The sequence below is a fragment of the Burkholderia sp. CpTa8-5 genome (assembly GCF_017815045.1).
Classification (GTDB): domain Bacteria; phylum Pseudomonadota; class Gammaproteobacteria; order Burkholderiales; family Burkholderiaceae; genus Burkholderia; species Burkholderia sola.
In genome coordinates this window covers 26464-37919 of record NZ_JAGIQD010000044.1, presented here as the reverse complement: position 1 = coordinate 37919, position 11456 = coordinate 26464, and the positions used below count along the sequence as shown (strand labels likewise).

Sequence of the window (11456 nt, the reverse complement as noted above, 5' to 3'; positions counted from 1 at the left end):
GCTAATCGCATACGAAATCCATTTAATCAGTGCCCCGGCCATCAAAACGGGGCGCTTTTCAACAGCCTGCTAGAGCCCGATCTGACTGGTTAAGGTGGATACCGGTCTCCAGGGAACCGAGGATCATCTCTAGCTCCTGGGCGTTCTTGTCACCTTTGGAAGCCTGCTTCAAAAGGTACTGGTAGTCCCGTGCCCCCTTGAAGGCCACGGCCCGCAATACCGAACCAGGAGCCGCAAAGGCGCTCGTGGCGATGTCACCGATAGCGGAGAAAACGAACCCGCCGATGTAACGGATGACGCCCATTTGCCGGATGCGATCAGCGGCCCAAGTGATCCCGTTATTGTCCTTGATGTCATAGCGGCCGAGGATACGGTCATGCGCGTGGCGCACGTCCTCCAGCGCCGCCGCCTTCTCGGCTTGGTGGGCCGCCCGTTGCTTCGGGTCCATCGTGCTTCCAATGAGTGCGTCGTAGTCGTCTTGGACTTCGCGGAGAATGTCGTCAATACCTCGGCCACCCAGTGCACGATGCGCCGCGAGCTGCCCACCAAGGTCCTTGTAGTAGCCCTGAAACGCATCGTCCGCGTTGCCGGCAAGAAAGCCATCTTCAACAAGGCGGTTGTACTCGTCAAAGTTGAACTGGAACTGGCGCTCCTTCAGGCGGCCGGAGGTGGGGGACTTGTCGAGCAAGATGCCGCGCGGGGCACGGTCCGTGCCGCGCAGAGAATTCACCAGGTCGTCCACGTACTTCGTGAGCGGGGATGCACTGGCGACGCCCTGACGAGCCTGGAACGCAGCTTTGCGGAGCTGGTTCGTCGCACGGTCAGCAGCCTTCGCCGCTGCGCGTGCTTCCATGCCGGTGAGCTTCATGATGTCGAACGCAAAGCGCCGTGCATCTCGCGCGTCGTCCAGGTTCTTCTTCAGCTCGGCTACTGCGGCCAAGTGGTCATTGACCTCCTTGCGCAGCCCTGGGTTCAGCAGCGACTCTGCCTCGTTGTCGATGATCGTGTTCACCTCCTTTGCCGCAGCATCGTGCCAGCGGCGCATATCGGCCTGCTGACGCGCCAGCTTGTCGAAGGTCGCATTGGCTTCCCGGAGATCGGCCTGGGCAGCGGAGCGCTCGGCCAGGGCCTCACGAATCTCCTGCCGCACCTTCTGAATCTCGGCGCGAGTCGCCTTGCCCTGCGCGTTCAGAGCGTCCCGCTGTTGGTTGAGCGGGTTCTTGGCTCGGACGAGTTCGCCACCCTCAAGGTTCGCGGAGACATCCTTGAGTTCCCCTAGGACATCCCGCTTCTCCGCGAGGATCGATTGGCCCTTGGCCTTCAGCGAGTCAACGAGAGCCTTGGCTTCGCCCGTGTCGGCAGCAGCCTTCTGAGCCTCCGCATGACGCGCACGAGCCTTCGCTACCGCAGCGCCCGCGTCGTCCAGTGCGTAGCCGCCATCGACCATCTGACGCTGAAGGTCGCCTAAGACCCACTCGTCACCGCCCAGACGGTTGAGGGCCGACTGGACAGCTTCGCTTGCGCGTTGCGCCCGCAACTGCGCAGAGGCCACGGAGCGGAGCACGGAGCGGCGCTCAATGTCCCGAGCAGCCGTCCGCATCTCTTTGATCTTGGCGTCGCGCCAGTCCTTCTCCGTACCCTTCAGCCATTCCAGGACGGTCGCTGCCTTATCCTGCGCCTTGAGCTGGCGTTGCTGATAGTCAGCGAGTTTCGACAGGAGATACTGATTCTTGAAGTCTTGCTGCTCACCGGCCCACTGGCGGAGAATCGAGTTGACCGTCGTGTCGTCGCCGGACTTCTTCAGGGCGTCCCAGGAATCCGGCAACGCATCCTCGCCAGCGACACGTGGCTGTGCCGGGTCCGCGATGAATCCGTTCTCACGGAGCCAGTCGTCGGTAGGCTTCGATTCCAAGTGCTCCATGAAGAATGCCTTGAGCCGCTCGGCGTTCTCGTCTACCGCATTGCGCATCCAGCGCTGCGGCATGCCGTACCGGCCATCCACGAGGTTCGCCGGGTCCAGCAGGCCATGCTTGACGGCCTCGTTCTTCATGGACTCGTAGGCATCGTGGTAGACCTTCTCGGCATCGTAGACGCGGCGGTGTACCACCTTCGCCTGGTCGAGCGACAGGCCGGACTGCGTGAGTCGATCCATCACTGCCTGCGAAATCTCGTCGTTCGTCGCGCGAGCGTTCGAGCCGCGCTGGATCAGCGAGATCGCCTCGTTGAACGTCTGCTGCGGAACAACGTTGATGTCGCGAGAACCCTGCGTGATCGTGTTGAGCACGTTGCCCGTTGAGGTACGGACGCCGGACTGGCCCAGGTCCGCGTTCGCTGCGCGATATACCGAATCGACACGGCGACGCACGCTGTTCATCTGCTGTTCGTAAATCGTCTTCAGGGTCTCAGCTTCGAGGCCCGTGGACTTCCCCGCAGCCATCGCGCGAGTCAGAAGGCCGCCCGTGTCCATCAGTCGGAGCACGGTGTCGCGCGTGAGCGCGTTCGAGTAGCCGCCCAGGCGTTGCAGCGGCGTATAGCTGCCAAGCGTCGTCGCCCAGTCCACCGCGCGAGCGATGGGGTTCTTCGACGTGGCGATGAGCGAATCAGTGTCCACCGTGGAACGTGCTGCGCCGATGGAGTCCACGCCGAATACCTGGCCCTCCTCGGGCGTCTGCCCGATGTGGTGCTCGTTGATCGGAATGGTGCGGTCCAGGTTGTCAGGGTGCAGCGGGTTGTCCGGGTGTCCTGCGATGAGCGGGCTGTCCGGCTTGGCGTGTCGGAAGACGGCCCCCAGGCCAGCGCCCAGGGTCATGCCGACTCCGATGTTCATGAACGCTTCCTCGCGGGTCTGGGCGTCGTTGGACGCCAAAACAATCGCCTGCTGAACACCGATCTCTGCACCGCCAGCGACTGCGCCGCGCACGGCACCGGCCAGGAGACCCGAGCCGACACGCGCCGACGCGAGTATCCCCGCACCCTCAGCAACCGGGCCGAGCAGGAGCGTCGCATCGAGCATCGATACGGGCAGTGTTACTACGGTCTGCCAGGTGTCAGCGTTCGCTAAGGTCTCGCGATCCTTGAGGTTTCGGCGTTGCGCAGCCGCCCACGCGTCGAATGCGGCCGGGGAATCCACGTTCTCGAACGTCATCGAACCGCCCGTCACAAGCGGCAGAAGGTCCTGATACTGGTCCTTGTTCTGCTCGATGTGCGCGTAGGGATTGAACGTCGGGTCCGACTGCGCCTTGATGTCGTCGTCGTGGTAGTTGTTAATGAGCGATGCGACGCCCGTGTACTGCCGCCACGTTGCGGCGGCCACGTCCAGGGTGTCCGGGCGATTCAGGTGTGCGTACTCGATGTCCTCGGGCACGTAGCCCGTCTGCGCCGCGTTGAGCGGTACACCAGAGTCGGCGGGGACCGCCTCGACCACATTGGGCGCTTGGTTCGTGTTTGTCATAGTTTGAGAGAAATTACGCTTCTGCCAGTCCGGCTTGGGTTTTCCTTGCCTTCTTACGGCTGCGCGTGCGCGGAACCTGCCGGAGGGTGTCGGGCATGAGGGAGCACGGATAGTCCATCTCGTAGCAGTCCCCCTGCTTCAGGCCCAGGAGCAGCGCTCCAACGTCGTAGTCGTAGTAATGGTTCGCGATGCGGCGGGTGGTATCCAGCGGGGCGCGAATCTCCCCATGCTCGCCACGGGTCCACTTGCGACGGGAGATACCTTTGACGTGGTGGAGCCAGTGCCAATCCAGGATCGCGACGCGAACGAATTGCTCGGAGTTCGCCAGCGGGACCTCCACATGGTCATCCCTGAAGCGCAAGCGGCGGCCATGCGCTTCGCGCTTGATGAAGACCTCGGCCAGTGCCCCTTGCGGGGCTCCGGTTTGCGGGATGATCTCTACGCGGCGCGTGCGTCGCCTGAGCGTCTCCGGCTTCTCAGCAGCGGCCAGCGATGCCAGGACTGCTGCCCTCTGGGCTTGTGTGAATGCAGGGCGCGGCTTATGCGTGCGCGTCTTCTTGATCGGTTGCGGGGCCATGCGCGGCTCGGCGCGGCTGACGGTCGCCAACGTCATGCAGGTACAGCGTCAGCCGGGAGCGTCGAGCCGACGACTACGGGAGAGTGGTGCCGGTAGGCGGTCTCGCCGGGTTGAGTCGAGCGCACGCCCATGTCGGCCTCGTCTACCAGCAGCATTGCAGTTACCGTTTTAGCGGCGTCGGCCAGAATGATGAAGGGATAGTCCATGTGTTCTATCGTTAGAGCGCCTTGCGACGCGGGTGGTGTTTGGATAGGCCCGTGGTATCGCGGGGCCGCTCGGGCCGTCGCGGGCGGTCCGTAGACGCGACCACGAACGGAGCTATCTCGGGCTTGGCCTCGGCAGACAAGGCGGCCCACATGCGGCGCATGCGGTCCCGGAAGGCTCCGGGATTCAGGTCGTAGGCTTCTTGGGTGAGCCGGTAAGCATTGAGCCGCTCCGGGCCGGTATGGGAAGTCATCAGGACGGCACGAGCCAGCTTGTGCCGCTCTGCGGGATCGGCTGGGTCCGAGAGGAACAGGCGCCGCACGGCGGCGGCGTCGGCAGTCATCGACCAGTGCGCAGAGAATTGGCTGCAACTACGCGCGACGCGTAATCGGCATTGGCAGCATCATGTTCCTCCAGTTCCTCGGGTGACATCGCTGCACGCTTCGCGTAATAGTCCGAACGACCACTGAGCTTGCGCTTGACCGGCATGGCGTCAGTCGGGGCTTGTCCTCGGGCCAGCGGGAAGATGAGGTTGTGCGGGACCTTGTCCGTGTCAGCCTCAGCGGCGGCCTGCATTGAATCCCATCGGGCCGCACGGGCGTAGTCCTCTGCAATCACGTTAATAGACGCGGCGGCGTCAGCGTCAAAGGGGTCGACTTCGAGCCGCTTTGCGGCGAAGCGCACCGCTTCAGCACGGTACTTCTGTGCAGGGTTAGCGGCAATTGCGTCTGCGACAGCTAGGAGCGCCTTTGATGGGTTCGGGGAGCGTCGAGCGGCCTGGAGACTCGCGGCAAGCGCGGCGCTGCTCGTGGTGGTCGTAGGTTTGGTCATGGTTGTGTGTCCGGCTAAATGAGGGGATTAGTTACTGGGCTGCGGCGCTGCCTTCGGGGGCTGCGACCTGGTAGCCGTACTTGCTCGCCAGGTAATCGCGGATAGCTGCGGTGTCCTCGGGACTCGGTGCGCTGCCGCTGTGGGTGCTGTTCTTCGGATCCGCGTAGCGGATCGTCTGGACCGCCTCGACTCGCTCGGTATGGCCGAGGGTCTCCGGGCCGCTATAGGCGACGCATTGGCCCGCTGCATTGCGCAGAGGGACGCCCAAGTGGTCACATTCAATGTAATGCGCCAAGCCCGCCAATTCGTCTTCATGGGTTGCAGGCTGGCCGGTGCGGCGACTGAGGTAGCGGATAACGGTGCTCATGGTTGATGGCTCCTTATAGGTCGGATCGAAATGGAAAGAGGAGGGAGCCAGGAAGCGAATGCAGCGCCTCTGAGCGGCCCTCGCGGGTTCAGTTGTGGTAAGCAGTCCGATGGATTACTGAAACAGCGTGGTACGTCTCAGGTAATGCCGCTCACCGATAAACAATAGGCTATCTTTGATGGGGGCTATGTGCTGCTACATTAGCGACGGCATATGCGCGCCTTGCTGCCCCACCTCCTAGCTAATCATAGGGACGGCCCCGGTGCTCTCTACCTGTGCTGATTTATTCGGCCAGTGGGCTGCCCATGTCGTCGGGATTTGGGCGGGGGCGATGAGAGGCGCACTGGCAGCCTCGTTAGGTCCTGAGTTAACGAGCAGTGGCGCTGGGCATCTCAGCGGCTCAGGGGGTGCTGTACGCAAGCCGCAGGCCCATGCTTGCGCTTCTCGCGTCGGATGTACATGTGCAGCATGAGATCATGGGCCGCCGTGTCCTTCCCTGCGGCCATGCCGCGCTCGAAGCGGGCCAGGAGGTCTGTAGCGCTCAGGTCGCTTTTTCGAACGTTGCAGGTTCCGCAGAGATACGCGACATTCCCCGGTTTGTACGGTAGCGCTGTGTCGATACGGTCCAGATGCAACGACAGGAAATCGGACGGACGGTTACCGCAGCATGCGCATTGGCCGGTCTGGATGCAGTCGAGATACTCCGGCGTCAAATTGACGACAGAACCACGCCTGCGGGCGTCGCGTATGTCATTGGACGCCCAATTGTCCCGGTGATAACTGGCCTGATACTCCCGGCGCTTATCGCGGTTGGCTACGTAATAGCGGGCTTGGCAAGCCTTACACGGGCCGCATAGCCCATCGCGGCTCGCAGCATTCCGACTGAATTCGCTATGCGGCTTGATCTCGCCGCACTTGTTGCAGCGTTTGGATTCAATCATTGCTTGCCTCCAGCAATGCTTAGGGTGATGGCTTGCTCCCGGAGATGCTCGGCGGCATCACGGGCTTTCTTGCGCTCACGTTGATTCCTGCGGAGTGCTGCGGCTGCCGGCGGATTCGCCGCGTATCGCTTGCGCTTCTCGGTCGTCACGCATTCAATGCAGCGAGCCGCGTAGCGCGAGCGGAGCTTGGGGCTAACGCTCTTGTCCTCATAGAACGCCGTGATTGGCAAAAGCCGCCTGCAACAGCGGCATACGCGTTGCGTCGGTAGGGATGGGCTGGTCGAGAGGTATCTCATGGGGATGTCGTTTCAGCAAAAAGCAGAGGTGCGCAAATGCTCGCGCTTACAGAGAGTGCTCTGAAAAAGAAAAACCCCGCTCGATGGCGGGGTGTCGTTGGCCGGTTAGGGCCTACTACCTTGTGCGGAGTTAATCGCGTCTAGGGTCTTCTACCCTGTGCTGATTTATTCCGCGAACCCGTAGGCATGTGCCAGGTCCGGGTCTAGCGGCGTGAGCATCTCGACCACCAGAGTCTTATGGAGGATTTCCCCGGAGTCCGGGTGGCGCGTGTGGCCCTCAATGCCTGCCGCTGCCAGGATGGCCTCCTGCTGGACCACAAGGGCGGCTCCTGCGGCATGGAGGTCCTGACGCACCGCCTGGACGCCCTCAGCGTTCAGCAGCTGCGCTGCGGTGTCCGCTGCTCGATTAAGGACGGACACGATATGCGCCGGGATAGCTCGCAGTGCGGCCTGGCGCTTAGCGTTCAATGCTGCCCCTACCGGCCCAGCTGCCTCAATCATCTCTGCCTCCACGTCGGCGGGAATACGGTAGGCGTGGGCGGCTTGTTGCACGTTCTTTTTCTGCATGGTCTCTGCACATTGTTGATGGTGGTGTTACTGCCGCCCGTCGGCCGCCGTGCTCATCGCTGAATCCAGCGCGGCGTATTGCGTTTCCAGTGCGTCCAACTCCTTAGCGAGTCTCAGCATCTGGTCTTCCATCGAGGCAGCCCAATGGAGCGCAAGTTCGCCAGGTGGCATGCTGGCTATGTCACGGCGAGCAAACGCAAAGGGGGAACTGGACGCTGCCCGTTCACTTTCAGATTTCGCGAGCCACGAATGATCGCCGCTCAAACCGGCGTGAGAAAACGCAATACGGGCACGGATCAACTGCGTATGCGGTCCGATCATTTGTCGGCCTCCTCTGGGTTGGCGACACTAGCGGAATTCAATGCGCGGGAGATGGTGGCGAGTCCTACGCCGAAGTGCTCCGCGAGAGATCGCACAGAGCCGCCGTGTTCCGCGTGATACGCCCTGACTTCTGCGTAATCCACGGCGTGCTTCCGCCCCTTGTACTTGCCTTCAGCTTTGGCTACGGCTATCCCTCGCGCCTGCATCTCGCGCCGGTTCAGATAGTCCGCCGCGCCCTGCGCCGCCATAAACGCCAATAGCGCATCGCGAATCCCTAGCCGCAATGGGTCGGTCTCTTGCCCGTCGAACGCCATACCGTTGAGCGTGCATTCAACCCGAACGCCCTTCTTCATAAGGCGCTGCATGGTCTCGTGTAGTTCGTCGTAGCGCCGCGAGATGCGGTCGAGCCAGCGAACCACCAGGACTCCGCCTTTGCGAAGGTCGCGCTCTACGTGCTGCCACTGTTCACGTTCGGAGGGCGGCACGTGATACCCGCTCACCCCCTCATCTATGAACACATCGTCAGCGGCTATGCCCTGGGCGGCTGCGTCGGCGTATTGGCTCGCAGCCGTTTGCCCGTCGAGCGTGGATACACGTCCGTAATAGATACGTCTCATGTGCTACGTAACCTCGTTCCGTTGAAGTGGTGTTTCGAATTATCCACTGTTCCGAAAATCTGTCAACTTCAACGGAACGGAAGCGCACGGCCGTTGCGCGTTCGCTACAGGTATACCCAAACGGAACGGCGGGCGGACGCCCTTCACCTACGCCAAACGTAGAAAACTCATTGAGGTCAACCGCCTTTACGGCAGCCGAGACCACGTTGACCTAAGTTCAACTTAGACCTTTCGTCGGCGTCCAGGGCGCTCATCGCCGCAGTTCTCGCACAGCAGGAATGCCTTGCGCGGGCCTAGGCAGCGCCGGGGAGGACATGGGGGAATTTGGCGTGCGTGGACGGGGGCACCTTGTCACGCATTTTCGGGAGAAAAACAAGGCTGCTACAGTTGTCAAGGGTGTCGGCCATTGGCCGGGGATCAAAGCGACAGCGGCCGAGCAACGCCAATTGTGAATTGTGGCGTGACGTGGTAGGCGGGGCGCTGCTGGTGTGGTGCAGGATGCCAAGTCCGACAGCTGTTTGGGCAGTGGTGTAAGGCGCAGGGGTTCAGCATGGACCGCTGAGACCACTCTGTCGCTCCACCCTATACCAAGCCAAGCAAGGTCGTCATGCGATTGGCCTGGCCGGACTGATAGCCACGGCCGTTTTATCAAATCTTATTTGCAAAATTCAATGCACCCTTGAGCAGCATTCCCTTTTCTCCTTTAGCAGTGGTACTTACAATCTCAAGGGAATTTCTCAACCATCCCACAAGATAACCGCATACTCTTGCAGCTCGCAGTAACTCAGGAACACCAGGCTTCGCAATTGCAAACCGAGTTGCGTTCGATGCATGAACTCGAAAACTAGTTTTCAGGTCCGCCACATCCAAGCTTGGCTCAACATAGGGAAACCATGTCCCATACTCAAATCGATAGTTAACTGCGTTCCGCATTTCCGACAACCAGCTCCCTTGTGAAAATCCACCGCGCTGCAATTCGCTTTCAAGCAAGGTCAAATCTAAAGCAGCTGCGTCTCGCTCGACTTTAGGCGCAGGACTGCTAGCCAAGTCATCACGCAACGAGGCAAGAAATGCGGAGAAACTGATCCAAAATTGAATATGGACACCGCCCTTTCCACCACCGAGGCGTAGTGCGAAGGTTGGCGTTACCGCGCCGTCCAGCTGCATAATGTACAGCCCAGCAACCAAACGATTCGCATCAGTCGTTCCACCAACCCCGTTGGCCAATGCCCAAGAGTTAATAGACGCGCAATCGATCGCCGTGAGATTAATGCAGGACATCCCCCGCAATCGCATTAACGCGTTAGCGGCAAAATAAGCCGCATAGTAATATTTTATATAATGCCACGCACACGATCGAGCCTCATGAATCACCTGATTGGTTTCGATCGCACTTTCAAAGGCTGCAATACTCAACTTAATTGAGTCTCGAATGCAAGCTTCGGAATACTCATCCAACGAATGGATAGTTCCCAGCATGCGCCTACGCGTCATACCGGCAAGTGGTGTCCAGTGCTCGTTTTGAACCCACTCTCGGACGCCAAGACTGGATCGAAAGTTTGGCCGCAATGTTGTAGCCAACCAAGACTCGCGTGACCGGACGACGATCGACATTACAGAGTAAGCCCAGAACGAAGTTTCTTTTTCATATCGGACGAAAGATCCGTTATTGTTTTCGGATTGGAGAAATTAGTAGAGGCCAGGGAAAACATCGGACTCACCACATTGTAAAAATTGTCTGACGTGTATTTTGATTTGTACCGATCCTGCACGCGCTGCACCACTTCCGGAAAAATTTCACAGAATGCCCGGAATGTGGTCTTCTTCGCTATCGATGTCGCCACTTGCTTCCCGGTTAATCCACTCATAATTGCCTGGAAGTAGGAATTCCAAATTTGATAGATGTATTCAGGACCTTTCCCATCAAAAAGTGGGAGATGCGGCCGCAACCCAGCATTAAATGTAACACGATCAATTTTCGTGGCCGCTTTTTTGGTCGAGCTCGTTTTCCCCAACAAGGCGCTTTTTGTATCACTGTGAAACAGATCAAACACCTGCCCCAACAAGCTTTCGACATCAGTCTCATTGCGAGCTAAGCTTTTGATTGCCAAAAGCAGCTCCTTGGGAACGGGCTTTTGTTTCGTGTTAATATCTATGAAAAGTCGAGCCTCTTCCTCTTTGCTCAAATTGTCATAAATAACGACAGGCACTCGAATAGCCGTCTTTGCGCGAGCGAAACCAAATACTCGATGCTGCCCATCGATAACTAAGAATGAATAGGGTCCAAATTTAAAGGCGGCAGTCTTCGATCGATCCACACTACGAAAGTTCGCCTCTGGCTGAGCAGAAAGAACTACCGAGCTCGGAATACTTCCTCCATTATCTACATAATTTGCAATATCCTGTGCCCGTTTGGGGTCTAGTACACGCTGAAAGCCTGATATTGGATCCTCGTCTTTGCTCGTGGCGAAGGAGCAAGCGGCCAATACATTGGACGGAATCGCAAGTGTGTAGAACCTATGACTTCCCTGTCGGACTAGGCTAATTGCATAGCGGACTTCGTCGCCCACCTCTGGAATTTCATCCTCTCCCCGCGAAACATCTACCTTGACTCGAGTGCGACTAACCATAGCTCAGCTCCTTTTTGAGGAGAAATGTAACATCTGGAAGTGCCGTTTGCCTATGGAGTTTCAGCAAAGGAGTGTCAGAGGGGTTTGAATGTCTGCTTGCTGGCAATATTCGACGCCTGACCATCTGAATGATGGCGCGAACGACGCCTCCTGGCCGGACTGAGTCAAACGACCTGACGCTGTCCGTTTGGTCTAACCTCGCCTTATACACGTCTCTTTATCGCGATGTTCACCTTGCCGATAAGCCGCGCAGCCTCGTCTAGTGCCGCTGCGCTGCGTCGAGCATCCCGCGCGGATTCTCGGAGCAAGGCCGCAGCCTGTTGAAGCGCGGCGACATCAGCAGCTGTTACACGGTCGCCATTAGCACGCCCGGATGCTACGGCCGCTCGTTTGTTCGCCCATCGCCTTATCACCGTTGGACTCGCCATGTCGTCCGGTAGCTCTCCGAGCGCCTCCACGTTCGCCGCTAACCATATGGCGTCCTGCCGAGTCTTGAACACGATTTCGTCAAAACCGTGAGTGGTTACCCAAGCAGAAAAGGACTGATTCGATACGCACTTACGCTTTCCAGTCGCCAGCGCCTCACCGACCTGGACCCACCAGCGCCTGTGCGCGTCCTGCGACCTCTCGCGCCTTTCCCTGGCCTTGTCGCCC

12 protein-coding genes are annotated in these 11456 nt (G+C 59.4%); all 12 read right to left on the bottom strand.

The features are described 5' to 3' along the window. Positions 1-58 precede the first annotated feature (58 nt). The gene (locus J8I35_RS33055; protein WP_245170533.1) at positions 59-3451 is read right to left on the bottom strand and encodes a hypothetical protein; all 3393 of its coding nucleotides are present in this window, start codon (positions 3449-3451) and stop codon (positions 59-61) included. Between the two features lie 13 nt (positions 3452-3464). After that, complete coding sequence (locus tag J8I35_RS33050; protein WP_209929247.1) at positions 3465-4064, bottom strand: hypothetical protein; 600 nt, start codon at positions 4062-4064, stop codon at positions 3465-3467. Further along, entirely contained in the window at positions 4061-4234 is a 174-nt protein-coding gene (locus J8I35_RS33045; RefSeq protein WP_155632118.1) for a hypothetical protein, read from the bottom strand. Before J8I35_RS33045 ends, J8I35_RS33050 begins: the two co-directional genes overlap by 4 nt. A gap of 11 nt (positions 4235-4245) precedes the next feature. Next, complete coding sequence (locus J8I35_RS33040; RefSeq protein WP_209929245.1) at positions 4246-4575, bottom strand: hypothetical protein; 330 nt, start codon at positions 4573-4575, stop codon at positions 4246-4248. Next, positions 4572-5063 carry a hypothetical protein gene (locus J8I35_RS33035; RefSeq protein ID WP_209929243.1) on the bottom strand — a complete coding sequence of 164 codons (492 nt, stop codon included), beginning with the start codon at positions 5061-5063 and terminating at the stop codon, positions 4572-4574. The genes J8I35_RS33040 and J8I35_RS33035 overlap by 4 nt, the downstream gene beginning before the upstream one ends. A 31-nt stretch (positions 5064-5094) precedes the next feature. Next, on the bottom strand, positions 5095-5430 hold the full coding sequence (locus J8I35_RS33030) for a hypothetical protein (RefSeq protein ID WP_209929241.1): 336 nt from the start codon (positions 5428-5430) through the stop codon (positions 5095-5097). 392 nt (positions 5431-5822) lie between these two features. Continuing rightward, positions 5823-6371 carry a hypothetical protein gene (locus J8I35_RS33025; protein ID WP_209929238.1) on the bottom strand — a complete coding sequence of 183 codons (549 nt, stop codon included), beginning with the start codon at positions 6369-6371 and terminating at the stop codon, positions 5823-5825. 461 nt (positions 6372-6832) lie between these two features. Next, entirely contained in the window at positions 6833-7234 is a 402-nt protein-coding gene (locus J8I35_RS33020; RefSeq protein ID WP_209929232.1) for a hypothetical protein, read from the bottom strand. Between the two features lie 27 nt (positions 7235-7261). Further along, positions 7262-7555, bottom strand: a complete 294-nt coding sequence (locus J8I35_RS33015) for a hypothetical protein (protein WP_209929230.1) — start codon at positions 7553-7555, stop codon at positions 7262-7264. After that, the gene (locus J8I35_RS33010) at positions 7552-8172 is read right to left on the bottom strand and encodes a recombinase family protein (RefSeq protein ID WP_209929226.1); all 621 of its coding nucleotides are present in this window, start codon (positions 8170-8172) and stop codon (positions 7552-7554) included. Before J8I35_RS33010 ends, J8I35_RS33015 begins: the two co-directional genes overlap by 4 nt. Before the next feature lie 648 nt (positions 8173-8820). Further along, positions 8821-9651 (bottom strand): hypothetical protein, encoded by an 831-nt coding sequence (locus J8I35_RS33005; RefSeq protein WP_209929224.1) that lies wholly within the window; start codon positions 9649-9651, stop codon positions 8821-8823. Positions 9652-9785: 134 nt separating this feature from the next. Further along, a complete protein-coding gene (locus tag J8I35_RS33000) occupies positions 9786-10802 on the bottom strand; it encodes a DGQHR domain-containing protein (RefSeq protein ID WP_209929222.1) in 1017 nt (338 codons plus the stop codon). Positions 10803-11456: the final 654 nt, after the last annotated feature.

Coding starts and splice junctions, on each gene's coding strand:
- J8I35_RS33055 (WP_245170533.1), bottom strand. CDS start 3,451: ATGACAAACACGAACCAAGCGCCCAATGTGGTCGAGGCGGTCCCCGCC.
- J8I35_RS33050 (WP_209929247.1), bottom strand. CDS start 4,064: ATGACGTTGGCGACCGTCAGCCGCGCCGAGCCGCGCATGGCCCCGCAA.
- J8I35_RS33045 (WP_155632118.1), bottom strand. CDS start 4,234: ATGGACTATCCCTTCATCATTCTGGCCGACGCCGCTAAAACGGTAACT.
- J8I35_RS33040 (WP_209929245.1), bottom strand. CDS start 4,575: ATGACTGCCGACGCCGCCGCCGTGCGGCGCCTGTTCCTCTCGGACCCA.
- J8I35_RS33035 (WP_209929243.1), bottom strand. CDS start 5,063: ATGACCAAACCTACGACCACCACGAGCAGCGCCGCGCTTGCCGCGAGT.
- J8I35_RS33030 (WP_209929241.1), bottom strand. CDS start 5,430: ATGAGCACCGTTATCCGCTACCTCAGTCGCCGCACCGGCCAGCCTGCA.
- J8I35_RS33025 (WP_209929238.1), bottom strand. CDS start 6,371: ATGATTGAATCCAAACGCTGCAACAAGTGCGGCGAGATCAAGCCGCAT.
- J8I35_RS33020 (WP_209929232.1), bottom strand. CDS start 7,234: ATGCAGAAAAAGAACGTGCAACAAGCCGCCCACGCCTACCGTATTCCC.
- J8I35_RS33015 (WP_209929230.1), bottom strand. CDS start 7,555: ATGATCGGACCGCATACGCAGTTGATCCGTGCCCGTATTGCGTTTTCT.
- J8I35_RS33010 (WP_209929226.1), bottom strand. CDS start 8,172: ATGAGACGTATCTATTACGGACGTGTATCCACGCTCGACGGGCAAACG.
- J8I35_RS33005 (WP_209929224.1), bottom strand. CDS start 9,651: ATGCTGGGAACTATCCATTCGTTGGATGAGTATTCCGAAGCTTGCATT.
- J8I35_RS33000 (WP_209929222.1), bottom strand. CDS start 10,802: ATGGTTAGTCGCACTCGAGTCAAGGTAGATGTTTCGCGGGGAGAGGAT.